Source organism: Actinokineospora spheciospongiae (genome assembly GCF_000564855.1).
Lineage (GTDB): Bacteria > Actinomycetota > Actinomycetes > Mycobacteriales > Pseudonocardiaceae > Actinokineospora > Actinokineospora spheciospongiae.
Map to the genome: position 1 here is coordinate 56278 of NZ_AYXG01000139.1, position 25988 is coordinate 82265.

15 protein-coding genes (1 of these 15 running past the window's edge) are annotated in these 25988 nt (G+C 75.4%); 3 read left to right on the forward strand and 12 right to left on the reverse strand.

Annotated elements, in window-relative coordinates:
• The 5 genes in view from UO65_RS18550 to UO65_RS18570 are tightly spaced (at most 45 nt apart) and all read right to left on the reverse strand, a layout consistent with a single transcriptional unit that may run on beyond the window.
• Positions 1–3657, reverse strand: partial view of a non-ribosomal peptide synthetase gene (locus UO65_RS18550; protein WP_052021333.1) — the 5' end (the start) only. 5916 nt of this gene lie to the left of the window's left edge; the window shows 3657 of its 9573 coding nt (coding positions 1–3657); its start codon is at positions 3655–3657; its stop codon lies off the left edge, out of view.
• Positions 3657–13274, reverse strand: a complete 9618-nt coding sequence (locus UO65_RS18555) for a non-ribosomal peptide synthetase (RefSeq protein WP_084175835.1) — start codon at positions 13272–13274, stop codon at positions 3657–3659. The genes UO65_RS18550 and UO65_RS18555 overlap by 1 nt, the downstream gene beginning before the upstream one ends.
• A 45-nt stretch (positions 13275–13319) precedes the next feature.
• A complete protein-coding gene (locus tag UO65_RS18560; RefSeq protein ID WP_035284302.1) occupies positions 13320–13796 on the reverse strand; it encodes an aminoacyl-tRNA deacylase in 477 nt (158 codons plus the stop codon).
• Positions 13793–15145, reverse strand: coding sequence for an argininosuccinate synthase domain-containing protein (locus UO65_RS18565; RefSeq protein WP_146241301.1), 1353 nt, complete (start codon positions 15143–15145; stop codon positions 13793–13795). The genes UO65_RS18560 and UO65_RS18565 overlap by 4 nt, the downstream gene beginning before the upstream one ends.
• Entirely contained in the window at positions 15135–16130 is a 996-nt protein-coding gene (locus UO65_RS18570; protein WP_052021336.1) for a TauD/TfdA family dioxygenase, read from the reverse strand. Before UO65_RS18570 ends, UO65_RS18565 begins: the two co-directional genes overlap by 11 nt.
• 715 nt (positions 16131–16845) lie before the next feature.
• On the opposite strand from UO65_RS18570, the gene UO65_RS18575 reads away from it, so the two are divergent.
• The 3 genes from UO65_RS18575 to UO65_RS35935 all read left to right on the forward strand — a co-directional run bounded on the left by UO65_RS18575 (position 16846) and on the right by UO65_RS35935 (position 19041).
• Positions 16846–17925: an ornithine cyclodeaminase family protein gene (locus UO65_RS18575; protein WP_052021337.1), complete on the forward strand. Its 1080-nt coding sequence runs from the start codon at positions 16846–16848 to the stop codon at positions 17923–17925.
• A 97-nt stretch (positions 17926–18022) separates the two neighbouring features.
• Positions 18023–18415, forward strand: coding sequence for a hypothetical protein (locus UO65_RS18580; RefSeq protein ID WP_110080965.1), 393 nt, complete (start codon positions 18023–18025; stop codon positions 18413–18415).
• A gap of 113 nt (positions 18416–18528) precedes the next feature.
• The gene (locus UO65_RS35935; protein ID WP_052021338.1) at positions 18529–19041 is read left to right on the forward strand and encodes a hypothetical protein; all 513 of its coding nucleotides are present in this window, start codon (positions 18529–18531) and stop codon (positions 19039–19041) included.
• A gap of 33 nt (positions 19042–19074) precedes the next feature.
• Here UO65_RS35935 and UO65_RS18590 read toward each other — a convergent pair whose 3' ends face one another.
• The 7 genes from UO65_RS18590 to UO65_RS37470 form a co-directional block, all read right to left on the reverse strand.
• A complete protein-coding gene (locus tag UO65_RS18590) occupies positions 19075–20427 on the reverse strand; it encodes a hypothetical protein (RefSeq protein ID WP_052021339.1) in 1353 nt (450 codons plus the stop codon).
• Complete coding sequence (locus tag UO65_RS18595; protein WP_233427729.1) at positions 20424–21809, reverse strand: alpha/beta hydrolase domain-containing protein; 1386 nt, start codon at positions 21807–21809, stop codon at positions 20424–20426. The genes UO65_RS18590 and UO65_RS18595 overlap by 4 nt, the downstream gene beginning before the upstream one ends.
• Before the next feature lie 114 nt (positions 21810–21923).
• Complete coding sequence (locus UO65_RS18600) at positions 21924–22502, reverse strand: QsdR family transcriptional regulator (protein WP_052021340.1); 579 nt, start codon at positions 22500–22502, stop codon at positions 21924–21926.
• Positions 22503–23040: 538 nt separating this feature from the next.
• Positions 23041–23424, reverse strand: a complete 384-nt coding sequence (locus tag UO65_RS18605) for a lasso peptide biosynthesis B2 protein (RefSeq protein WP_052021341.1) — start codon at positions 23422–23424, stop codon at positions 23041–23043.
• Positions 23421–23687 (reverse strand): PqqD family peptide modification chaperone, encoded by a 267-nt coding sequence (locus UO65_RS18610; protein ID WP_035284307.1) that lies wholly within the window; start codon positions 23685–23687, stop codon positions 23421–23423. Before UO65_RS18610 ends, UO65_RS18605 begins: the two co-directional genes overlap by 4 nt.
• On the reverse strand, positions 23684–25498 hold the full coding sequence (locus UO65_RS18615) for an asparagine synthase-related protein (RefSeq protein WP_152552150.1): 1815 nt from the start codon (positions 25496–25498) through the stop codon (positions 23684–23686). Before UO65_RS18615 ends, UO65_RS18610 begins: the two co-directional genes overlap by 4 nt.
• 105 nt (positions 25499–25603) lie before the next feature.
• Positions 25604–25723 (reverse strand): lasso RiPP family leader peptide-containing protein, encoded by a 120-nt coding sequence (locus tag UO65_RS37470; protein WP_200873398.1) that lies wholly within the window; start codon positions 25721–25723, stop codon positions 25604–25606.
• Between the last annotated feature and the right edge of the window lie 265 nt (positions 25724–25988).

Below are 25988 nucleotides of genomic sequence, written 5' to 3' on the forward strand. Positions count from 1 at the left end.
CCACAGCGCGTGATCCGCGTACTGCACCGGCAGGGGAGCCCACTGCGGCGGTGCACCGGCGCAGCGCGCCCCGTAGGCCCGCGACAGGTCGTTGCCGAGCGGCGTCATGGACCAGCCGTCGGCCGCGATGTGGTGCACGACGAGCAGCAGCACGTGCTCCCGCGGCCCCAGCGCGAACAGCGTCGTCCGCAGCACCGGGCCCGAGGCCAGGTCGAACGGCGCGGCGAGGTGTTCGGCCAGCGCCGCGGGCAGCGCCGCCGCCTCGATGTCCACGATGGACAGATCAGGACAGCCGACCGCCGTGGGCAGCACGTGCTGGTGCGGTTCCCCGTCCTCGACGGGGAACACCGTGCGCAGGCTCTCGTGCCGCTGCACCACGTCGGTCAGCGCCGCGCGCAGCGCCTCCCGGTCCAGCGGCCCGGACAGCCGCAGCACCCCGTGGACGTGGTACTCCGAGCCCGCTCCCTCGTACTGGTCGAGGAACCACAACCTGCGCTGCGCGAACGACAGCGGGACCCGTTCCGGACGGGGTGCCCGCCGGGGCCCGGTGCGCGCCGGGCCCGCGCCCGCCGCGCCGACGGCCGGGGCCAACCGGGCCACCGTGGGGGCCTCGAACAGCGCGCGCACGTCGAGGTCGGCGTCGAACGCGCCGCGGATTCGGCCGACGAGCCGGGTGGCGAGCAGCGAGTGCCCGCCCAGGGCGAAGAAGTCGTCGTCGATGCCGACCCGCGCCACGCCCAGCACCTCGGCGAACAGCGCGCACAGCAGTTCCTCGCGCGGTTCGCGCGGGCCGCGCGACGGGCCCGCGGCGGCCACCGGCCGGGCGGCGGGCAGCGCCGCGCGGTCGAGCTTGCCGTTCGGCGTCGTGGGCAGGGCGTCGAGCACCACGAACGCGGCGGGCACGAGGTGGTCGGGCAGCAGGGTCCGGGCGTGCGCGCGCAGCGCGGACGGGTCCGGCACCCGGCCCGGCGCGGGCACCAGGTGGGCCACCAGGCGCGGGTCGCCGTAGCGGTCCGGGGCCGCGCCAACCACGACCCGGGCGACGTCGGGGTGCCCGGCCAGCGCGGCCTCCACCTCGCCGGGCTCCACCCGGAACCCGCGCACCTTGAGCTGGTCGTCGGACCGGCCCAGGAACTCCAGCTCGCCGTCGGGCCGCCGCCGCACCAGGTCGCCGGTGCGGTACAGGCGGGACCCCGGCGGGCCGAACGGGTCGGCCACGAACCGCTCGGCGGTCAGCGCGGGCCTGCCCAGGTAGCCGCGCGCCACACCCGCGCCGCCGAGGTGCAGTTCGCCCACCGCTCCCGGCGGGCACGGCCGCAGCGCCGCGTCGAGGACGTGCGCGCGGGTGTTGGGCAGCGGCAGGCCGATCGGCGGCGCGGACCGGCCGGGGACCACCTCGGCGCAGGTGGACCAGATGGTGGTCTCGGTGGGGCCGTAGACGTTGGTGACGCTCGCCGCGCACGCGGCCAGCCGGTCGGCGAGCGCGGCGGGCAGCGCCTCACCGCCGACGAGGACCCGCACGCCCGCCAGGCTCCCCGGGTGCGCGGCGACCAGTGGGCCCAGCAGGGTGGGCGTGGCCTGCACGGCGGTGATGCCCCCGCTGTCGAGCTGCTCGGCCAGCAGCGCGGGGGTGAGCAGTGCCGCCCCGGGGCAGACGACCACGCGTGCGCCGACCACCAGCGGCAGCAGCAGCTCCAGCAGCGAGATGTCGAAGCCGGTGGTGGTCACCGCGAGGAACCGGTCGTCGGGGCCGAGCCCCCACCGCCGCGCCATGCCCAGCAGGAGGTTCACCAGGTTGGCCTGGGACACCACCACGCCCTTGGGGGTGCCGGTCGAGCCTGAGGTGTGCAGGACGTAGGCCGCCTGGTCCGCTTCCACCGCCCGCGCGGGCAAAGCGGTGCCTTCGCCGAGGGCGCGTCGCGTCGCCGGGTCGTCGAGCAGGATCGCGGGCGGGTGGTTCGCGGCGGCCGGCGAGTCGGAGGTGGTCAGCACCACCGCGGGCCGTGCGTCGGCGAGCACGAACCGCACCCGCTCGGCCGGGTGGTCGGGGTCGATCGGCAGCCAGGTCGCGCCCGCCCGCAGCACGGCGAGCAGCGCGACCACCAGGTCCGCCGACCGGGGTAGCACCACGGCGACCGGTCGCTCGGGGGCGGCGCCGTGCTCAACCAGCAGCCGCGCGAGCCTGCCCGCCCGCTCGTCGAGTTCGGCGTGGGTCAGCCGGTCGCCGCCGGACACCACCGCTGTCGACCCCGGGGTGGCGGCGGCCCGCGCCGCGACCAGCTCGGCCGCGGAGACCGCGGGCACCGGTGCGGCGGTGTCGTTCCAGTGCGCCAGCACGTGCTCGCGCTCGCCGGGCGGCAGCGCGTGGACCCGGCCGAGGGGCAGGTCCTCGCCCGCGGCGAAGGTGCCCAGCACGTGCTCGAGCCGGGCCAGCACACGCCGGGCGGCGGCGTCGTCGACCAGGTCGGGCTGGTGGTGCAGGCGCAGCAGCAGCCGCGGCCCGGGTGCCGCGGTCAGCGCGAGCGGGTAGTGCACGGCGTCGCGCCCCTCGACCCCGGTGACGCGCAGGCCGTCGGGGGCGGCGAAGGGGTCGGCGCCCACCGGGTAGTTCTCGAACACCACGACCGTGTCGAACAGCGTTCCGGTGCCGCGCTGGATCTCGGCGAGCGCGAGGTGCTGGTGCGCCACGAGTCCGGCCTGCCGCTCCTGCACACCGCGCAGCACCCCGGTCAGCCGGGCCGCGGGTGGCAGGGGCACCCGGACCGGCACGGTGTTGATGAACAGCCCGGTCGTGGTCTCGATGCCCGGCACCTCGGCGGGGCGTCCGGAGACGGTGGCACCGAACACCACCTCGTCGCGCCCGGTGATCGCGCCCAGCACCACCGCCCACGCGCCCTGCACGACCGTGTTCAGCGTCAGCCCCCAGCCGCGGGCCGCGGCGGCGAGCCCGGACGTCGTGCCCTCGGGCAGCTCCGCCGTGAGCAGGCCCGGCGGCACCGGTGTCCGCGATCCCGCGTCCGGTGCCACGAGCGTCGGGGTGTCCACTCCGGACAACTCGTGCCGCCAGGCGGTCGCGGCGGCGTCGCGGTCCTGCGCCGTGAGCCATGCGAAGTAGTTCCGCAGCGGCTGCGCGTCGGGCAGCCCCCCGGCGTGGCCGCCGTCGGCGTAGAGGGCGAACAGCTCGCGGACCAGCACCGGGATCGACCAGCCGTCCAGGATGAGGTGGTGGTGGGTCAGCACCAGCCTTGAGCGCCGCGCCCCCAGCCGCACCAGCGTCCAGCGCAGCAACGGCGGTCGCGCCACGTCGAACCGGCGCTCGCGCTCGCCGAGCAGCACGCGGTCGAGTTCGGACCGCTGCTCGTCCTCGGGCAGACCGCCGAGGTCGACCTCGGCCCACGGCACCTCGACCTCGCGCAGGACCAACTGCACGGGGGTGTCGAGCCCGGCGTGCTGGAAGCAGGCCCGCAGCGCCGCGTGCCGCGCGACCAGCGCCCGCGCGGCGGTGCGCAGCAGCGCGGCGTCCCACGGCCCGGTCAGGTCGAAGGAGAACTGGACGGTGTAGACGTCGGCGGCCCGCTCGTCGTAGCGGGCGTGGAAGAGCAGACCCTCCTGGAGCGGGGCCAGCGGCAGGACGTCCTCGATGGGTGAGCGGTGCACTACGACCCCTTTGGCCCCGTGTCGAAGGTGCTCTCGAACTGCTGGATCTGGTGCTGGCTCAGCGCGACCAGCGGGAAGTCGGACGGGGTGCGGCCCGCTGTGCCGGTGCCCGCGGCGAACCGGACCAGGCCGCGCAGGGCGGTGGACCACGCCTCGGCCAGCTCCCGCACGTCCGCCTCGCCGAGCAGGTCCCCCGGCCACGACCAGGTGGCGGTGAGCACCGGCCCGCCGGGGTGGTCGACGGTGACCGCGGTGACCTCCAGCGCGTGCGCCACCGGCAGCCCGGGGTCACTGCCCGCCACGCCGGGGTCGGACCCCACCAGCTCCCAGGGCGTGCCCGGGGCGCCCGCCCGGAACCGGCCGAGGTAGTTGAAGGCGATCTGCGGGGCGGGCAGCGCCGCGAGGGTCGCGCGGGTGTCCTGGCGCAGGTGGCGCAGCAGGCCGAAGCCGATCCCCTTGTCCGGCACCGCCCGCAGTTGCTCCTTGACCCGGCGCAGCGCCGCGCCCAGCGCGGCCGAACCGGCGCCGGTCTCGGACCGGGTCACCGTCCCCGGGTCGAGGCGGACCGGGTGGACGGTGGTGAACCAGCCCACGGTGCGGCTGAGGTCGACGGGCGCGAGGCCGTCGTGCCTGCCGTGGCCCTCCAGGTCGACCAGCACGCCCTCGCCCGCCTGCCCGCGCCGGTCGCGCCGGTGCCGCACCGCCAGGGCCAGCGCGGTCAGCAGCACGTCGTTCACCTCGCCGTCCACCGACGCGGTGACGCGGGTGAGCAGGTCCCGGGTGTCCGCACCGGACAGCGAGACGGTCACCTCCCGGCTGCTGCCCGCCGTGTCCCGCGCCGGGTCCAGTGCCCGGTCGCCGAGGAGCGGGTCGTGCCCGGAGAGCAGGCGCACCCACGTCGGCAGTTCCGCCGCGCGGCGCTCGTGCGCCGCTTCGGCGAGCAGGACGCGCGCCCAGCCGCGCAGGGAGGTGCCCACCGGCGCCAGCCGGGCCCGCTGTCCCGCCGCGATCGACGCCCACGCCGCGGCCAGGTCGCCCAGGACGATCCGCCAGGACACCCCGTCGACGACGAGGTGGTGCAGCACCAGCAGGACCTGCCCCGGTCGCTCGGGTCCCGCGTCGAACCACCGGACCCGGACCACCCGCCCCGACCCGGGTTCCAGCTCCGCGCGGGCCTGTTCACCGCGCGCCGCGATCACCGCCCGCACCTGGTCGGCGTCGAGGCCCGACGTGTCCACCCGCTCGACGCAGTCCGCCGCGCGGGCACCGCCCGGCCGGTCGACGACCAGGTGCCAGGTGCCGTCCGCCTCGACCAACCGCGCCCGCAGCGCGTCGTGCCGGTCGATCACGGCCTGCACGGTGGCGGTGAGCGCGGCCTCGGTCAGTCCGGCGGGCGCCCAGGCCACCATGCTCTGGTTGAACCCGGTGACCGGGCCGCCGCGCTCGCGCAGCCAGTGCCCGATGGGGGTGAGCGGCACCTCGCCGGTGGCCGCGCCGTCCGCCTCGACCGGCGCGTCCGCCACCGGCACCGCGACGGCGGCCAGCGCCGCCACCGTCTGGTCCCGGAACACGTCCGCCGGGGTGATCAGCAGCCCGGCCGCGCGCGCCCTGGCGGTGAGCTGGATCGAGGCGATGCTGTCGCCGCCCAGCTCGAAGAAGCCGTCATGCGGGTCGACCGAGTCCAGGCCCAGCACCTCGGCGAACAGCCCGGCCAGCACCCGCTCGCGCGGGCCGCGCGGCAGGCGGGCGACCTCCGGCGCGTGCCGGACCTGCTCCGCCACGACCACGGGCGACCGGTGCGCACCGATACCCGGGAGGTCCACCTGGGACACGCGTAGACCGGGGTCTTCCGCCATGGCGGCGACGACCCGTTCCAGCCACCCGGTGAGCCGCCGCGCGGTGGTGCGGTCGAACAGGTCGGCGTTGTACTCCAGCTCGGCGACGATGCCCGCGGGCGCCGCCCCCGGACCGCGCCGCTCGGCGAACGCGAGCGACAGGTCGAACTTGGCCGCCGCCAACGGCGTGGGGTGCGCGGTGGCGCGCAGGCCGGGCAGGTCGAGCACCGGCGGGTCGGCGGAGTCCTGCCGGACGAGCGCCACCTGGAACAGCGGGTGCCTGCCCAGCACCCGGGCGGGCCGCAACTCGTCCACCAGCCGCTCGAACGGCAGGTCCTGGTGGGCGTGCGCGGCCAGGTCCACCTCCCGCACGCGCCCCAGCAGTTCCCGCAGCGCCGGGTCGCCGGAGGTGTCGGTGCGCAGCACGAGGGTGTTGACGAACAACCCGACCAGCCGGTGCGCCGCCGCGTCGGTGCGCCCGGCGACCGGCGTCCCGACGGGGATGTCCACACCGGCGCCCACCCGGGTCAGCAGGACCGCGAGCGCGGCCCGCAGCACCATGAACAGCGTCGTCCTGGTGTCCCTGGCGAGGTCGTCGAGGCGGTGGTGCGCCGCGGCGGGGACCGTGAACGCCACCCGGCCCGCCCGGCCGGTGGCCACCGCGGGCCGCGGCCGGTCGCGGGGCAGGGCCAGCTCGTCGGGCAGCCCGGCCAGCGCCGCCGACCAGTACCGCAGTTGCGCCGAGATCCGGCTGTGCCCGTCGTCGGCGGAACCCAGCAGTTCCCGTTGCCACAGCGTGTGGTCGGCGTACTGCGCCGCGAGCGCGGGCCAGCCCGGGGCGCGCCCGGCGAGCCGGGCGGTGTAGGCCTCGGCCAGTTCGTCGAGCAGCGGGCGCACGGAGTGCCCGTCGCAGGCGATGTGGTGCAGCACCAGCAGCAGCAGGTGCTCCCGGTCGCCCAGCGCGAACAGCACCGGGCGCAGCGGCGGCTCGGCGGCGAGGTCGAACCCGCGCCCCAGCTCCCGGGCCACCAGCGCGGGCAGGCCCGCCCCGCCCGCACCCGGCGCGGCGCTGTCCGGCGCGGTGCTGTCCAGCACGACCAGGTCGGGCACCTCGGCCGGGTCCAGCACGTGCTGGCGCGGCACGCCGTCGGTGTCGGGGAAGGTGGTGCGCAGGATTTCGTGCCTGCCCACCAGGTCCCGCAGGGCGGCGGTGAGCGCCGCGACGTCCAGTGGGCCGGACAGCCGGGTGGCCAGCGGCACCAGGTAGGCGTCGTCCGCACCGCCCAGCCGGTCGAGGAACCACAGCCTGCGCTGGGCGAACGACAGCGGCACCCGCTCCGGGCGCGGTACCGCCACCAGCGGGGGCCGCGCCGCCGTGGCCCTGGCGTCGAGCCACCGCGCCACCCCGGCCGGGGTGGGGGCCTCGAACAGCGCGCGCACCGGCAGCTCGACGCCGAGCGCTGCGCGGACCAGGCCCGCCAGCCTGGTGACCAGCAGCGAGTGCCCGCCCAGGGCGAAGAAGTCGCCGTCCGGTCCGACCCGCGCCACCCCGAGCACGTCGGCGAACAGCCCACCGATCAGGTCCACGCGCTCGTCGAGCGGGGCGCGGTGCCCGCCCGGCGCCGCCCGCCCGGGGACGGGGTCGGGCAGCGCCCGGCGGTCGAGCTTGCCGTTGGCGGTGACGGGCAGCTCGTCGAGCAGCGCCACGACCGAGGGCACCAGGTGCGCGGGCAGCGTCGCGGCCAGGTGCGCGCGCAGCTCGGCCGGGTCCGGCCGCCGCCCCGGGTGCGCCACCGCGTACCCCACCAGCCTGCGGTCCCCGGTGTGGTGCTCGCGCACGGCGGCGGCGCTGTGCGCGACGGCCGGGTGCGCCGCCAGCGCGGCCTCCACCTCGCCGAGTTCGACGCGGAACCCGCGCACCTTCACCTGGTCGTCGGCCCGGCCGAGGTGGACCAGCTCGCCCTCGGCGGTGCGCCGGGCCAGGTCGCCGCTGCGGAACATCACCGCGCCGGTGCCGGAGGGGTCGGCGACGAAGCGCTGGGCGGTGAGCCCGGGGCGGTGCAGGTACCCGCGCGCCACCCCCGGTCCGGCCACGTACAGCTCGCCGGTGACACCGGTCGGCACCGGGCGCAGCCGCTCGTCGAGGACGTGCACCCGCAGGTCGGGGAGGCTGTCGCCGATCACCCCGGCCGCCGCGCCGCCGGTCCGGCCGTCCAGCGGCGCGTGCGTGGCGTGCACGGTGGTCTCGGTGATCCCGTACATGTTGACCAGCCGGGCGCCCGGGTGCCGCCGCGCCCAGTCCGCCAACCGCGCGGGGTCGAGCGCCTCGCCCCCGAAGACCACCCACCGGAGGCCGGACGGGGTGCCCCGCCGCCGGTCGGCGTGGTCGAGGGCGTAGAACGCCGACGGCGTCTGGTTGAGCACCGTCACCCGCTGCTCGTCGAGCAGGTCCAGCAGGTCCTCCGGCGATCGGGTGACCTCCCGGGGGACCACCACCAGCGTCCCGCCGTGCAGCAGGCAGCCCCACAGCTCCCAGACGGAGAAGTCGAACGCGTACGAGTGGAACAGCGCCCACACCTCGTCCTGGCCGAACCCGAACAGGTCCCGGGTGGTGGTGAGCAGCCGGACGACGTTGCGGTGCGTCACCAGCGCGCCCTTCGGCACCCCGGTGGACCCGGAGGTGAAGATCGCGTAGGCGGCGTTCGCCGGGGACAGCGGCACCGCGCGGTCCCGGTCGGTCGGGGCGGTGTCGGGCAGTGCCGCGAGCCGGGCTGCGGCAGCCGCGGAGTCGAGGACCAGAACCGGCACCGCCGCGGGCACCCGGTCCAGGGCGGCCCCGGTCGCGACCACGGCCACGGGCCGCGCCTCACCCAACAGCAGCGCCACGCGGTCGGCCGGGTAGTCCGGGTCGATCGGCAGGTAGGCCGCCCCGGCCTTGAGCACGGCCAGGACCCCGACCACCAGGTCGACCGACCGGGGCAGCACCAGCGCCACCACGGTCTCGGGGCCGCAGCCCCGGCCGATGAGCAGGTGCGCCAACCGGTTCGCGCGGGCGTCCAGCTCCCCGTAGGTCACCACCGTCGCGCCGTGGACCACGGCGGTGGCCGTCGGCCGCCGCGCGACCTGGGCGGCGAACAGGTCGGGCAGGGTGGCGGGGTCCGGGGTCGTCGCGGCCTCCGCGCGCCGCCACCGCGACCGCAGCGCCCGCCGCTCGGCCGGGGTGCACACCTCCACCTGCCCGATCCGCCGGTCGGGTGCGGCCGTGCAGGCGTCCAGCACCTGCACCAGGCGCTCGGCGAAGGCGGCCGCGGTGCCGCGGTCGAACAGGTCGGTGCGGAACTCCACGGTGCCCGCGAGCCCGTCCGGCGCGCCCGACCGGTCGAGCCGGGTCGCCAGCTCCACCGACAGGTCGGCCCTGGCCGTGCCGGTGCCCACCTCCTCGGCCCGCACCAGCAGGCCGGGCAGGTCGAACCGGCCGCCCGGGGTGCTGCGCAGCGCCAGGATCACCTGGAACAGCGGGTGGTGGGCGGGGCTGCGGGCCGGGTTCACCGCCTCGACGAGCACGTCGAAGGGCAGCTCCCGGTGGGCGTAGGCGGCCAGGTCGGCCGTCCGCGCGCGCTCGAGCAGCTCCCGGAACGACGGGTCGCCCGAGGTGTCGGTCCGCAGCACCACGGTGTTGAGGAACGGGCCGACCAGACCGTCGAGCACCGGGTCCGGCCGGTCGGCGACCGGGCTGCCCAGCACCACGTCGGTGCCCGAGCCGAGCCGGGTCAGCAGCGCGGCCAGCGCCGCGTGCACGACCATGAACACCGTCGCGCCGCTCGCCCGGGCCAGCTCCACCACCGCGGCGTGCAACCGCCGGTCCACGGCGAACCGCACGAAGTCGCCCGCGTGAGCGGCCACCGGGGGACGCGGCCGGTCGGTCGGCAGCGGCAGCGGCTGCCGCAGGCCGTCCAGGGTCGCGCGCCAGTGCTCCAGGTGTTCTCCGCGCGTGGTGCCGACCGATTCCCCCTGCCACAGGGCGAAGTCGGCGTACTGCAACGGCAGCGGGTCCCACCCCGGTGCCGCGCCCGAGCACCTGGCGGTGTAGGCCGTCGAGAGGTCGCGGGCGAGCGGTTCGAGGGACCAGCCGTCGCAGGCGATGTGGTGCACCACCAGCAGCAGGACGTGCTCGCGCTGCCCCAGCACCAGCAGGTGCACCCGCATCGGCGGCCCGGCGGTCAGGTCGAAGCCGTGCGCCGCCGCCGCGCGCAGCGCCACCTCGGGGTCGTCCGGGGTGGAGGTGGTGACGGGCACCGCTTCGGGTGGGTGCACCACCTGGTGCGGTTCGCCCTCGTGCTCGGGGTGGGCGGTGCGCAGGACCTCGTGCCTGGCCACCACGTCCCGGACGGCGGCGGACAGCGCACTGCGGTCCAGCGGGCCGGTCAGCCGCAGGGCCAGGGGCATGTTGTAGGTGGCCGCCCACCCGGTCAGCCTGCTGAGGAACCACAGGCGCCGTTGGGCGGGCGACAGCGGGACCCGGTCGGGCCTGCGGCGCGGCCCCGGCGCCGGGCGGGCCGCGCCACCCCGCGCGCCGTCGAGCAGCTCGGTCAGCGCCGCGGCCGTCGGGGACGCGAACACGTCGGCGATGGCCAGGTCGACCCCGAAGACCGCGCGGACCCGGCTCGCCAACCGGAACGCCAGCAGGGAGTGCCCGCCCAGGGCGAAGAAGTCGTCCAGCGGGTGCACCGCGGGCACGCCGAGCACCCGCGCCATCAGTCCACACAGGACTTCCTCGCGCGGGTCGGCGTGCGCGCGACCCGTCCCGGCGCCCGCGCCCGTGCCCGGGGGAGCGGGCAGCGCCCGCCGGTCCACCTTGCCGTTGGCCGTCAGCGGCAGGGCGTCGAGCACCACCACCGCTGCCGGGACCAGGTGCTCGGGCAGCGACCGGGCCAGGTCGCGCCGCAGCCGCACCGGGTCCGCGGTCCGGCGGGCGGCCGGGACCGCGTACGCCACCAGCCGCCGGTCGCCACCGGGCCCGTCGCGCACCACGACCGCGGCCCTGCTCACCTCGGGCAGACCGACCAGGGTGGCCTCGACCTCCCCCGGCTCGACCCGGTACCCGCGCAGCTTCACCTGGTCGTCGGTCCGCCCGACGAACTCCAGGTCGCCGGTGGCGTTCCAGCGCACCAGGTCGCCGGTGCGGTACAGCCGCGACCCGGGCGGCCCGAACGGGTCCGCGACGAACCGCTCGGCGGTGCGGCCCGGCGCCCCGAGGTACCCGCGGGCGAGCTGCGCGCCCGCCAGGAACAGCTCGCCGACCGCGCCCGGCGGCACCGGCCGCAGCCAGGGGTCGAGCACGTGCGCCCGCGCGTTGTGCACCGGCCGCCCGATCGGCACCCGGTCCGGCCACCCGGCGGCGTCCCCCGCGAGCGTCGTCGCGGTCACCACGTGGGTCTCGCTGGGCCCGTAGTGGTTGTGCAGCCGCAGGCCCGGCCTGCGCGCCAGCAACCCGCGCAACGGGTCGCCGAGGGTCAGCTCCTCACCCGCCTGGGCGATGTCGGCCAACCGGGCGAGGGCGATCCCGCGCTCCGCCGCGGCCTCGGCGACGGCGTCGAGGACAGCGGTCGGTGCGAACAGCTCGTCCACCCCGCGCTCGTCGAGCCACGCGGCGAACGCGGCCGGGTCGCGCCGCACCCCGTCCTCCGGCACCACCAGGCACCGCCCCGCGCACAGCGTGGCGAGGACCTCCTGGACGGACACGTCGAACCCGGGGGCGGTGAACTGCGCGGTGCGCCCGCCGCTGCCACCCGCCGGTCGCGCGGTGGCGTGCCAGTGCAGGAGGTTGACCAGGGCGCCGCCGGGCATGACGACCCCCTTCGGGGTGCCGGTGGAACCCGAGGTGTAGACGACGTAGCAGGCGTTCGCCGGGTGCGGGGGCGGGACCCGGCCCGCTTCCAACGGCGGGACCGCGGGTCGCCCGGCGAGTGCGTCGCGCACCCCGGGGGCGTCGATGGCGATCACCGCGGCGGTCCCGGCGGGCAGGTCGGCCGCGGCCGAGCCGGTGGTGATGACCGCGACGGGTGCGGAATCCGCCAGCAGGAAGCCGATCCGCCGGGCGGGCAGGTCGAGGTCGACCGGCACGTGGGCGGCACCGCACTTGAGCACCGCCAGCAGCGCCGCCACCCGGTCGGCGCAGGCGGGCAGCGCCACCGCGACGGTCCGCTCCGGCCCGGCTCCGTGCTCCACCAGCAGGTTGGCCAGGCGGTTGGCCCGCTCGTCGAGCGCGAGGTAGGACCAGGTGGCGCCCGCGTGCTCCACCGCCGGGGCGTGCGGGGTCCTGCGCCGCTGCGCCTCGAACAGCCCGGCCGCGGTGGTCTCCGGAACCGCGGCCGCGGTGTCGTTCCACGCCGCGGGGACCCGGTCGCGCTCGTCCCGGTCCACCACCTCGATACTGCCCACCGGCCGGTCGGGGTCGGCGGCGGCGACGGCGGTCAACAGCGCGGTGAACCGCCGGTGGTGGTCACCGAGGTCGCTGTCCCGGTACAGCTCGGGGTTGCCGTTCACGTTGATCCGCAGCCGCCCGTCCGCCCGGCTGTAGACCACGATCGCCACGTCGTCGACCGGCCCGTTCGACAGGTTGTGCACCTGGGCGCCGACCCCGTCGAACTCCAGCTCGTAGTCGAAGGGCATCACGTTGACCGTCGTGCCGAACCAGGCGCGGCTGCCGCCCACCACGTTCAGGTCCCGCCGCAGCTCCTCGCCCCGGTAGCGCTGGTGGCGCAGCGCCTCCCTGGCCACCGCGGAGACCTGCTTGGCGAGCGCGCCCAGGCTCATCGCCGGGTCGACGACCAGCCGCAGCGGCAGCTCGTTGGCCAGCGTGGTCGGCATCGCCCTGGCCCCCGGCGTGGTGCGGGCGGCGACGGGCATGCCCAGCACCACCTCGCGCACCCCGCTGACCCGGTGGGCGTACAGCGCGGTCGTGGCCATGACCAGCACCGGCCAGGCCACCCCGGCCGCGCGGGCGGTCTCCCGCAGCCGGTCGGCGGTGGCGGCGGGGACCGACGCGGCGTGGCGCAGGAACCCGGTGGTGGTGCGCGGCTGCCTGCCCGCGAGGCTGACCGGGGCGGGGGCGTCGGCGAGCTGGGCGAGCCAGTGCGCCCGGTCCGCCGCGAACCGCGGCGACCCCCGGTACTCCCGCTCCTGCTCCACCAGCTCCCGCATCGACCCGAACTCCGGGGGCGGGCACGGCTCGCGGCGGGCCAGCGCGGTGTACACCCGCGCCACCCGGCGCATGAGCTGCAGTGCGCCGTACCCGTCCATCGCGATGTGGTGGGCGAGCACGCCCCAGAGGTGGTGGTCGTCGGCCAACCGGTACACCGGGAAGCGCATGACCGGGCCCGCGGCAAGGTCGAACGGCTGCGCGAGCAGGTCGCGCAGGTGCTGCTCGGCCGCGCCGCGCGGGTCGGCCGCGCCGCTGAGGTCGAACTCGGGGACCGGTGTCCCCGAGCCCGCGGTGAACCGCTGCCAGGTGCGCCCCTCCTCGTCCTGGCGGAACACCGCGCGCACGGACTCGGCCTCGTCGACCACCCGGCGCACCGCCGCCACCAGCAGTTCCCGGCGCAGCGGCCCCACGAGCTCGACGAAGTCGCCCGCGTTGTGGGTCGTGGCGGCCGGGTCGAGCTGCTGGGCGTACCACAGGCTGTTCTGCGCGGCCAGCAACGGGATCTCCCCGGCCGGACCGCCCCCTCCCCGCGGTTCCCGCTCGTGTGGTCGGTCCTGCTCGTCGGAAGTCCTCTGCACGTCTCAGCCCCCCAGGCCAGCGCGAGGTCGTGGTGGCGGGTGCGCTCAGCTCTCGCTGCTGTACAGCACCGGCTTCTCCAGTGCCCGCAGGTCCGCGGGCGCGACGGCCAGCGACACGCACAGGTCGCCCGCGTTGAAGAAGATCTCGTCCTCCGCCAACAGGTCCACGTCCATCACCAGCGGCAGGCCGAACAGCCCGCCGATCGGCGGCAGCTCGCCGAAGGAGCAGCCGGTGGTCTCGCGCATCTGCTCCTCGGTTCCCAGCCGCACCTCGCGGGCGGACAGCAGCTCCGCGGCCCTGGCGAGGTCCGCGCGCTTCTGCGCGGGCAGCGCGAGGACCGCGAAACCCTTGGCGCCGGGCCGCTTGTGCCGCAGGAACACCGCCTTGGCCTGCTGGGAGTACCGGGTGCCGAGCACCCGGTGGTACTCGTCGGCCGAGGCGGCGCGCTCGTGCTCGATGACCCTCGATGCCACGCCGTTGGCCTCGAAGTACTCCTGAATCCGCTGCGTGACCGCACTCACCGCTGTTGCTCCGTTCCACTGCTCACCCGCGCGGCACCGCCTTGTGCCGCACCACCGACCGCGGAACCGCCCTGTGTCGCGCGGTTCCGCCCGTCATCCTCCAGGACCCGCGGCCCGCCGAACTCGCCGAGGTGCTGCCTGCTGGTGAGTTCGGCCGTGCCCAGGTCGAAGGCCCTGGCGAAGGACAGGCCGCCGGAGAGGTCGTCGACCCCGTCCGCCACGCCACCCAGCGCCGCGGGTGAGTCCACCCAGGACACGTAGGCCGAGCCCGGGGCCAGCACCACGCCGACCTCGCCGTGCACCGGCAGCGAGATCCGCTCCTGGAACCGGTCGAGGGCGGCCCGCAGGGTGCTGTACCAGCCGCCCGCCACCACCAGGTCGGTCCACTCGTGGTCCAGCGCCGCCTTGACGCGCAACTCGGTGCCGGTGAGCACGACCTGCTCCAGGTGGCGGTGCGCGGCCAGCACGACCGCGGCGGCGGGCGCCTCCCGCACCTCGTGGTTCTTGTGCCCGTAGCGGGTGTCCTCGACGCCGTTGAACCGGCCGATCCCGAACCCGCCCGCGCGGGCGTTCAGCTCGGTGAGCAGGTCGCGCAGCGGCAACGCCCTGCCGTCGAGCGAGGTGGGGACACCGCCGGTGAAGCCGAGCACCAGTTCCTCGGGTTCCCGCGTGCTCCGCCCCGGGCCGCGCGTCCAGGCGAAGACGTGCTCGGGCACCCGGTTGGCCACCGAGTCCAGCTCACCGTTCTCGATGACCCTGGCCCAGATGTTGGCGTCCACGCTGTGGATGCCCCGTTCGCCCACCGCGCCCGCGAGCGCCCGCAGCTTCTCCGGCCTGCTGATCCGCTCCTCCAGCAGCGGGTTGCCGACCACCAGCTCCGGGGCCAGGGCGCGGATCGAGTTGTTGAACCGCGCGCAGCTGTTCTGGTGGAACTCCGCGGTGTGCACCACGCAGTCCGCGCCCACCTCCCGCGCGAGGTCCACCGCGATGCGGGCCATCAACGGCCTGCTCAGCGTCGAGGAGACCGGGAAGATGCCCTGGTACAGGCAGTTGGCGCGGATCGCCGGTCGCACGTGCTCCTCGACGAAGGCCTCCGTCGCGTCCACCACGCGCAGCGGGTGGCCCAGCTCGTCGGGCAGCGCGGCCAGCCCGTCGGCGTCGGGGTCGTCGGGGGCGCCGAGCCGCACCGACAGCGCGACCAGGTCGATGCCGCGCTGCGCGGCCCACCACATGAAGTAGCTGCTGTCCAGGCCCCCGGAGTAGAGCAGCACGCACTTGCCCGCCACCCGCTCCAACCCGGCCAGGCTGGAGACGAGGCCGGGCCCGCGGCCCCCGCGCTCAGAAGACAAGGCGGTGCCGCCCGTCGAGGTAGACCCGGCTCGACCACAGGTCGCCGCTGCGCACCAGCACGCGCAGGCACCAGCGGTCGAGGCCGCGCCACTGCGGGGCGAAGCTGCTGCGCCCGTGCAGGACCTTGCGGTTGTCCAGCACCAGCAGGTCCCCCGCCTCCAGCGCGACCTGCGTGGCGCAGCCGCCGCACCGCTGCTCGAACGCGGCCATGGCCCGCTGCGCCCGGTCGTCGATGCCGCGCATGTCGGCGAACTCGGCGTGCACCTCGGGGGCCGAGGACGGGCCGCTGATCAGCGGGATCGGTCCGGAACCCATGGTGTGCCCGCCGAACGACAGCGGCGCCCGCACGTGGAACAGCGGCAGCCGCAGCACCTCCAGGACGTCCTCGGGCAGCCGGGCGCACACGTCCCCGGCCGCGACCACGCTGGTCCGCGCGTCCGCGGTGGGATCACCGCGCAGGCACAGCAGCGCGACGAAGTCGGGGGAGTGCGGGTGCAGGTGCACCGACTCCGAGTGGTGCGGCAGCACCGCGCGGGCGCCGCTGCTGGACACCGCGTCGGCGGCGGCCCGCGTCGGCAGCACGTGGGTGACCAGGTCGCCGTGGTACTCGCCGCGGTAGCCGTAGGGCTCACCGAGCAGTCGGGTGGTGCCCACCAGGGCCCCGGTGGCCACCGGGGCCAGCCCGCGCGGGTCGCCCCGCTCGCGGTCGGTCGGCGTGGGCGGCAGGTCGCGGTCGACGGGCAGGCCGCGCACGAGCAGCACACCCGGCGCCCCGGGGTCGCGCAGGCCGAGCAAGCCGTGCAGCACTTCGGCGGGCAGGTGCGGCAGGACCGCGGCGGTGGCGTCGTCGGCGAAGGCCGCGTCGTCCCCGCCCGCGCGCACGGGGCCGAGGGCGTCGGCGAGCCGGGCGGCGTGCGGTGCGGGGAGGGTGCGGGTGACGTCGGCCAGGTCGAGCCCGGCGCCGAACGCCGTCGATCGGACCACGAATTCCCCCTGTCACCCGAAATGCTGTTCGCGACCAACAGCCCAATTCGGATGCTAACCACGCCCTCGCGGCTACCCGGTGGAATGTAACGCAGGTCACTTTTGGTTGGTGAAGATGTGGCAACGGCCGGTAGCGGCCATTCGAGCGGAATGGTTGCGATGTTCCCACGGGTGTGTGCTAAGGTGGATTTAGTCACTGTGTGTGACCATGGATAGCAATGGATGAGTAGTAGCCGTCTGATCCGTCTGGGGGAACAGAATGGTCCAAGTGATCGCGGAAAGATAAACGCCGGGCGTGGTGGCTGCCGTTGCCCCGGTGTGCCGCTCGGTGTCCCCGGCTGTCTCGACAACCGCCGTGACCTGCGCTTTTGCCATGGTCGGCGTCGTCGTTCGCCTGTGGGAACCAGCGCCGGACCGCGCCGTGCGCCGTGCCGCGAGTCGGGTGGGGTCGGTTCACCCCCCGCCGGTCGCAATCGCGGTGGCGTACCCCGATGGGGTGCGGGTGGTGTGCCGGGCGGGCTGGTCAAGATCGGGTTTGCGACCCGGTCGCGTTGGTGATCGCGCTATTCCCGGGCTGCGGTCGGCCGGGTTCGGTGAATCGATTCTTTCCGATTCCCGTCTCCTTTGCGCGGTCCGGCGGCCTTCTCCCCGTGCTTTCCGGATAAGGATGACCGGCCGGTCCGGCCGGTTTCTCGCCCTGCCTTGGGGGTCTGTGGTGGAAACGTGGCTGCTCGGCCAGGACGACGTGGGCCGCGTCCTGCGCGTCCTCGGTCGCGACACCGTGATGCGACGGGTGATCGACGCGCTGCGCGCCGCGCTGGCCGACCTCGGCCGGGGCGTCCTGGCCCCCTCGCCACCCCGCACCGGCTTCACCCGGGGCGGGGCGGTCCCCGGTGTCATCGAGGTGATGCCCCACCGCCAACCGGGCCGCGGCGTCACCGTCAAGACGGTCGCCTACAGCCCGCGCAACGCCCGCCGCGCCGGGCTGCCGACGATCCTGGGCACCGTCGCCCGCCTCGACGACGACACCGGCCACCTGGTGGCGCTGGCCGACGGGGTCCTGCTCACCGCCCTGCGCACGGGCGCCGCGTCCGCGGTCGCGACCAGCCTGCTGGCCCACCCGGGCGCCACCACCCTCGGCCTCGTCGGCGCGGGCGCCCAGGCGGTCACCCAGGCGCACGGCCTGGCCCAGGTCCTCGACCTGCGCCGGGTGCTGGTCAGCGACACCGACCCGGCGCACGCGGCGGGCTTGGCGGCGCGCATCGCCTTCCTCGGCCTGGACGTGCGGGTCGCCGCGCCCGCCGAGGTCCTCGCCGGGGCCGACGTGCTGTGCACTGCCACCTCGGTCGAACCCGGCCGGGGCCCGGTCTTCCCCGACGGCCCGCACCGCGAGCACCTGCACGTCAACGCCGTCGGTGCCGACGAGCCGGGCAAGACCGAGCTCCCGCTGTCGCTGCTACGCCGGGCCCGCGTCTGCGTCGACCACCCCGAGCAGGCCCACGCCGAGGGCGAGTCGCAGCGCCTGGCCCCCGGCGAGGTCGCCACGACCCTGGACCGGCTGTGCGCCGACCCGGCCGCGGCCGAGGGCTGGCGGCACGGGCTGACCGTGTTCGACTCCACCGGGTTCGCCCTGGAGGACCACGTCGCGCTCGACGTGCTGCTGGCCGCGGCCGAGGAACTCGGGCTCGGCACCAAGGTCGCCATCGAACACCTCCCCGAGGACGTGCTCGACCCCTATGCGACCCGCCGCGCCACCACTGACCACTATGGACAGTCCACCGTGGTCGACGAGTGAGGACGCACACCCCCGAACGGCGGTGTCGTGGGAAAGTGGCGACTGCTGTACTGGTTTGGCAAGGAATCAACCGATACACCGACTGGGGATCATGACCATGCGCAACTCCTTGAAGAATGCCTGTCGGAACGTGCTGGCCGCACTGGTACTGGCGCTCCCGCTCGTCGCGGCGGGCGCCGGGTCGGCCGCGGCGGCGCCGGAACTGCCGAGCGTCCAGGTCGACGCCCGCGCGTGCAGCGACACCGACCCGACCCCGCAGATCCGCCTGGTGCTCGGCCCGGGCGCCGTCGTCTGCTACGGCGGCTACCGCGGCTCCCTCCGCGTCGACGACCTCTGGGCGACCGGGCTCGCGTCCGGCGGGTACTGGGGCTACGTCACGTGCAACCTGAACCCGAACTACCCGCAGGAGCTGTTCGCGCCCAACGAATTCGTCCCCCTCAGCTGCCCGGTGATGTGGATCGGCATCACCGGCCCGAACTGGACGCCGTGACAGCGGGAAGCACCACCTCCCGCTGACAGTCGCGTGTGGACCCCCCGATGACGGGGGGTCCACACGTGTACCGTGACGAGGACTCCACCCGACGACGGAAACAGGTGCGCGTGATGGGTCCCGGCGGCACACCCCCGGTCGGCGACGCCCCGCCCCCCGGGGTGCTCGGGGTGCTGATCCCCAAGCAGGAGATCCTGACCCGCACGCGGGACGCGGTCATCGCCCTGACCTGCTTGCGCGTCCACGAGGAAGGCTGCGTCCTCGAACTGGTCGCCGCGGCCCGCCGGGGCGACCGGCCGTACGAGACCTGGTTCGGCCGCACCGACGCCCAGGCCGGTGCCCTCTTCGCCCCCGTGCCGGGCCGCACCGACCCCGCGGCGGTCCGGGTCCGCGTCGCCCACGCGGGCGCCGACCCCGGCACCCCGCCCCTGCTGCGCGGCAGCGCCGGAACGTCCACACCGGACCTGCTGGAACTCACCCTGCGCTTCTGGCTCTCCCCGAACCCGCCCCCGACCCCGTTCGACCTCGTCGTCGAGTGGCCCGCCGCGGGCATCGCCCCGCACCGCCACCCGATCGACGGCGGGGAGATCGCCGAGGCCGCCCGCCGCGTCCAGCGCTTCTGGTGACCCCGGAGCGCCGCCACCCGCCTCCGGCGGTGCTCAGGAACCGATGCCGACGTAGTCCTTGAACTGCACCGTGATCGAGTGCCGGTCCGACGGCCAGTTCCGCGTGGCCACGGTGCGGGTCGCGCCGCCGCTGCCGCGCACCGCCTGGGTGACCCGGACGGTGCGGCCCGCGTCCGGCTGGGCGGGCACGTACCGGTCGGTCCCGGTCACGAAGGGCAGCGTGCTGAACGGGGGCAGCGCCACCCCCGGCGCGGACGCGCCGTCGCAGCCGTCGTCGAAGACGAAGGCCGCGAGGATCTGGCGCAGCCGGGGGGCGGTGGTGGGGGCCAGGACGTCCACGCCGTCGAACCGCAGGCGGTCGTTGTCGCCCGCCGCCTGCTGGTCGGCCCACCACTCGCGGTTGCGGATCACGGTGAAGGCGGAGTGGCCGGGGCACCTGTCGACGTGGTCGGTGATGCCGCCGGGGCGGGAGATCTGCAACCGCACGAAGCGGTTGGAGCGCTCGAAGGGCTCGAAGTAGTAGTGGTGGGTCTGCTGGCCCTCGCGCACCACCTCCACCTCGTAGTGCTTGCGGCCGTTGACCTCCAGCGGGCCGAAGGAGCCGTCCGGGCCGGTCGTGACCGTGTGCGCGGCCCCGCCCCGGCGGGCGCCGGTGCGGTCGTCGACCTCCCAGACCCGCAGCACGCCCTCGACGCCCTGGTTCTGCGGGTAGTACAGCGCCCGCCCCGCGATCACGACCCGGTCGGGCGGTTCGGGCAGCACCGCGGTGGTGCGGGCCGGGCGGTCGCGCAGGAACCGGTGGATGTGGGCGAAGCCCTCGGCGGAGGTGGTGGTCTCGGTGTGCCCCAGGGTGGGCAGGTGCACGTTGGTCGCGCCGCCGATCGAGCCGTCGGGTTGCAGGCTGCCCCAGAGCGCGAGCGTGGGGACGCCGCCGGGCAGGGTGGCGCTGGAGCGCCCGTCGACGTTGACGTACCTGCGCACCGAGGCCGCCCGCTCGGGGGTGGCGAGGTAGGTCTGCGCGACCGACGTGCCCCGGGAGTGCGCGATGACGTCCACCCGAGGCGAACCGGTGCGGGCGCGGACGCCCGCGATGAACCCGTCGAGGCCCGCGACGGCCTGGTCGTTGCTCGCGGTGCTGGTGTCGTACTCGTAGGCGTGCAGCAGGCCGTCGGCGTAGCCGTTGACCGAGAACCGCATGGCGTTGGACTCCCACTGCTGCGCCGAGCCCTGCTGGCCGTGGACGAACACGACCGGGGTGAACCCGGCCCGCACCGCCTCCACCGCGGCCCGCGCAGGCGCCACCGACACCGCTGAGGTCGCGACGAGCGCCAGCAGCCCCGCGAGCACCCCCGATCGGCGCCACCGGGTCGACGTCAGGGCGTTCATGATCCTCCTCCGTGGTGGGCGGGCCGCCCGATGCCGCTCGCGACGGCGTCCCGCAGGTTCTCCCGCGCGTCGGCGGGCAGCAGGTGACCCGCGTGGACGTTGGCGGCGTCGGTGCTGACGACCGGGCCCAGGTAGCTCGCGGGGTTCGGGTAGAGCCGGGACAGCGTCGGCCCGTCGAAGGGCTCGTGGGTGCCGAACAGGCGGCAGAACGCCTCGCCGGTGTTGTCACCGGTGTTCAGCGCGATCGGCGCGACCACCTGCGAGAGGCGGATGCCGCCCAGCGCGAGCCCCAGCGCGTCGCGCTTCTTGGTGACCCCGTCGGCCTCGAACTCCAGCGGCCGGGCCGTCGGCGGCGGAGTGCCCCGCTGCACCCACGCGCGCAGGTGCTCGTAGGCCGCCGCGGTCACGTGGTGCATCGGCACCCGGCTGAACGGCGGCCGGTCGCAGGCGTACTCCGGCGCCCCGCCCAGGTCGCGCTCGGAGATGGGGGCCCGGTAGGCCTGCCCCTCGTACCCGGAGTGCGCCGCGCCCGCGACCTCCCAGCGGCGGAACCGGTCGGTGTCCGCGGGCCGCTGCGCGCTGCGCACGTCGGTCTCGGACTGGACCTGGAAGACCGGCTCCGCGCCCGCCCGCGTCGGCGCCGCGCCGACGACGAAGGCGTAGCCGTCGAACACCGGGCTCGTCTGCGGCAGCACCCGGTCGTAGAGGATCGCCATCCGGGCCGAGGACTGGGAGGCCTCGATCGCCAGCAGGGTCCTGGTCCGCAGCCCGCCCATGACCGTGCCCAGGTCCACGGCACGGCCGGCCTGGGTGAAGATGTCGTAGGACAGCTCGTCGGCGGGGAAGCGGCCGCCGCCGGTCACGTCGAGGTTTCCGTAGCGGGCGGGGCTCCACCCGCGTAGCTGCTCCGCCCCGACCCGCTGGGCCGACACCCCGACCCACGCGTGGCCCGCGCGCACCACCGAGTCGGCGTTCCACAGCGCGTCCAGGTCGTACCCGGCGGTGACGTTCTGCCACTCCACCAGGGTCGTCCCGGAGAAGTCGCGGGCCCGCGCGGGCCGCCGCACCACGACCCTGGTCGTGTACGGGACGTCGTCGGCCACCCGCGCACCCGCGGCGGACCAGCCGTCGGCCAGCCCGGAGAGGTGGAACTCCTGCTCGACGTAGCCGCTCGCGGCCAGGTCGACGGGGGTGGAGAAGAAGGGGTGGGTGTCCTCGATCCGCTCGGCCAGCCGATCACCGGGCGCGGTCCCCGGCAGCGGGCCGACGACCCGGGGGACGGGGTCCGCCGCGGCGGTGGCCGACGCCGGGACGGCGTTCGGGGCGAGCAGGGCGAGCGCGGCCGTGACCAGGCCGACGCGGCGCCAGGGGGAAATCGGCATACCGGCTCCCGCGACGATGGGGGGTGGGGGCACACGGAACGTAACCGGACCCGCACACCCCGCACCAGGACGGGCGGAAATCGTGAGACCGCCGTCGCACGGGCGCGGGGCACCTCACCCGGAGGGCCGCAGCACCGCCCTGGCGGCCCGCTCGGCCAGGGCGGGGTCGAGCGGGGCACCGCCCAGCAGCTCGGCGTAGATCATCGACTCGACGATGCGCACGTACAGGTAGGCGAGCTGGTCCAGCGCCGACGGCGACCACGGCCCACCGGGGCCGTGCACCTCCCGCAGGATCTCCCGCTGCGCCGACACCGCCCGCCGGTGCACCCCGCCGGTGGCGTTGAGCAGCACCCGCGCGGCCGTCTCCGGCTCACCGCGCAGGAACGCCCGGAACGGCGCCGACCCGCGGATCTGGTCGGTGAACCGCTGGGTCACCTCCAGGACACCGTCGTCCCCGCCGCGCCTGCGCTGCTGCCGCGCCCGCACCAGGAGCCGCTCGGCCAGCAGCCACAGCACGTCACCGAGCAGACCGTCCCGGCTGCGCACCACCCGGTAGAGGGTCGCCCGGCTGATGGCCAGGGCCGTCGCCAACCGGTCCATGTCCACCGTGCCGTGCTCCAGGAAGAACCGGGACGCGCCCCGCACGACCTGCTCCCGGCTCACGACCCGCTTGGCGCCGATCGGGGTCGCCATGACGCCTCCACTCCCGCCGGGCCGCCCGCCCGCACTCCCACCCATCATCGTCCCCCACCACCACCCGGCCACGAGGGTCGCGCGTGCGCCGGTCCGCACCGCGCGGAAGCGGGGTGAGCCCACGAGGTGGCCGACCTCACGCGGCACCGGGCGACACCGTCGGTTCGTCCACCCCCGAACTCCGGTTCGCCCGGCGCACCTGCCCGTCTGCCACGTCGGGAGCAGCCCTCGCCGTGGGGGAAGCGGTCGCTGAGGACGTTCTCGCCCCCGCCGTGGTGCTTCCCGGCACCGCTGAGCCACGCGGTCCCCCATCGTCGTCCGTGCCCGCTCGGTACCCGGGGAACTGGTCGCCGCGTGGTCGACGGTGTGTCCGGCGCCGCTGCGCACCAGCACAACCGGTTGAGTCGGCTCGGGTACGAGGACCTGGCCGAACCCGCACTCACGCCGTGCACGGGCCTGGGGGCACACCCCGCCCGTTGTCCTGACGGGCCGGGGGCGGTGCGGGATGATCGCACCGGCCCCGGCCTCGTCCGCTGCCTCAGGCAGCGGCAGGCGACCGCAGTCGGACAGCCTGGCTGATGATGTACTCGGCGACCTTGGGCGGTTCGCCGACCGGCGCGCCGTCCACCTCCACCCAGGCGTGCGCGGTGAACGGGTCCAGTGCGAAACCGGTGCACCAGTCCGGTGCGCGCCCGTGCAGGCGACAGTACACGACCACGGCCACCGAGCGCGGCAGGCAGCCCTGGCCGGTGCACCGCGCGCTCGTCGCGCAGACGGTGTCCCGCGCCCGCTGGGTGAGTTCCGCGGACGCCGGGCGCGCACCGCGGTGCAGGAACGCCACCGCCCGCGCCAGCCGCCGGGGCGGGAGCGTGATCAGCACCCGGGCGACGCCCACGGCGAGCCGGGCCCGGATGCCGGTCATCCGACGTCCTCCGCGAGCTTCGCGTCCACCAGTGCCGTCACCAGGTTCTCCACGTCGCGGCGGACCACGGCGGCGTCGGCCGCCACCAGCGCGGTGGTGGCCGTGACGACGGCCTCGACGTCGCGGCCGTCGAGCAGGAGGGTGACCATCTGCTTGGCGGTCCCGTTGAGGCGCCAGTAGGCGGCGTCGCGGCCGGTGCCGAGCAGGATCGCTTGGTCGCCGGACTCGTGGATGGTCACGCCGGGGCGCAGGCGCAGTGTCATCCGGTGCTCCTCGTCTCGTTGTCGATGGCCCGCAGCCACCGCTCGGCGCCGACGACCCTCTCCAGCTCCAGCAGACCCACGTCCGCCAGCGCGGGGGAGTCCAGGTGCGGCAGCAGGCGGTGCGGGTCGACCAGCCCGAGGTCTGCGAGGCGGGCCGTGGCGAAGCCCGCCACCAGGTCGTGCCTGCGCCTGCGGTGCTCGGCGTAGATGTCGGCGGTGAAATCACCGCGGTCCCGCTTGGCGAACAACGCGCGCGGCATGAACGGGGCCACCGCCTCGGCCAGCAGCCGCTTGTCCTCCCGGGCGTCCAAGCGCGCCGACACCGGCGCCCGCAGCGCCGCTTCGACCACCCGGCGGTCGGTGAACGGGGCCTGCCAGGTGATGCCGGTGCCCGCGAACACCACGCCGAACTGCCGCAGGATCTGCCCCTGGTAGCTGATCGACTCGACCACCTGGTGCGCGGTCGGGTCCGCGCCGAGCGGCTCGGGGTCCCCGGCCGCCGCCTCCTCGAGCGCGCCCACCACCAGCGCGCGCCCCTCGGCGGTCAGCCAGCCGGGCAGCACCGGCGGCGGGAACCACGAGTAGGAGTCCGCCCGCCGCGCGGCTCGGCCCGCGGCCACCGCGGCCACCACCGACCGCAGGTGCGCGGCGTAGGAACGCCGGTCGGCGACCCCGGAGGCGAACGGGCGCAACGGGAACTTGCCGGACAGCTGGTGCCTGCGCAGGACCCCGAGCGCGCCCAGTCCGCGCTCAGCCCACACCGATCGGTACACACCGGGCACGACGTCGAAGAGTTCGTCACCGCCGAGACCGGTGAAGTGCACCCGCGACCCCGTCGCGGCCACCGCCGGGGCCAGCACGTCCAGGTAACCGCGGGAAGCCGACCACACCACCGGGCCCTCGGCCAGCTCCACCGGGTCGGCGCGGGCGTCCAGCGTGAACGCCGTGCTGGTCTCCGACAGCGGTGGGAACTCGACCAGTTCGACCCCCAGATCGGCGGCGGCTGCCCTGGCCCGCCCGGTCTCGTCGTTCCACGGGCTCGTCGAGGAGGTGCGGAAGGCGCGGAACCGCCTGCCGAGGTCGTCGAGCGCATAGCAGATGCTCGTCGAGTCCAGGCCTCCCGACAGGTCCGCGGTCACCAGGCCCGCCGACCGCGACTGCGCGCGCAGGACGTCCCGCAGCGCGTCGCGCACACCGGCCGCGGCTTCCGCGACCGGGAGCGCGGGCCCACCGGTGGGTGACCACCAGCGGTGCGTGCTCGGGACCCCGCCGGGTGGCAGCCGCAGCCACCGCCCGATCCCCACCGCGGTGATCCCCGACCACATTGTGCGGTGCGCGAACGGCTGGATCGGCATCGCCTTCGCCAGCGACAGCGCCACCGAGGTCAGGTCGGGCGCGGCACCGGTCATGGCGCGCAGCACGGCGGGTGAGTCCGACACGAGTGGCAGGTTGTTGTCCAGCGCCCAGAAGAATCGACAGGAACCTGACAGGTTTCCCTGGAAACGGGTGCCGCCCGGCCCTTGGCCGATAAAATGGGCGTGGGCAGAAATATGTCCGGCGACGGAATTCCACGAGTGGTGATCAATGGGATTCCCGGTCAACCGGTCGATGTCGAGCGCGGTCGCCGGGGGGGTGGTGGAAACAATTCGGGCACCGGGCGGGGACGCGATCTCGTGCCACTGCGCGTCCGGTGTCGAGATGATCCACGGGCGCCCGGACGGGTACCGCAGGACCTGGTCGCCGACGATGTCGCCTGCCCGCTCCCCGGCGGCGGCGGAGAGTGGGTCGTCCGGGAGCACGACGAAGGGCACGACTGCCTCCGCGATCTTGGTTGCCTGGTCAGACCCGCTTTTGCCGCGGTGTGCGGCGGTGGTGCCGGTGGGGCGGGTTCCGGACCCCGCCCCACCGGCGGGTGCTCAGCCGATGAAGGTGTAGCCACCGAAGATGTCGCGGTTGTCCCAGAACGGGTAGCCGTTGGTGACCTCGCGGAAGCCGCCGATCTTCTCGAAGACCGGTGCGATGTAGACGGACAGCACGATGTACCTCCCAGTGTGTTCCAGCGTGTTGGTGGAAAGGAAGACAAAAAGGTCATCCTGAGCGGCGAAAATCACGCTCTCCCCCGCTCGGCAGCCCCATGCCGTCTCCCCGAAATCAACGTAGCACGCACTCGACGGAATCGGCAAGAAATCTGTATGGTGACCACCGCGGCCGCAGATTGTCCGGCCGGGCGACCAATGAAAACGGGGGTTTGGTGCCATGGGTGCGATCACACGTCCACGCCCGGCGAAGGTGTTGTGGGGG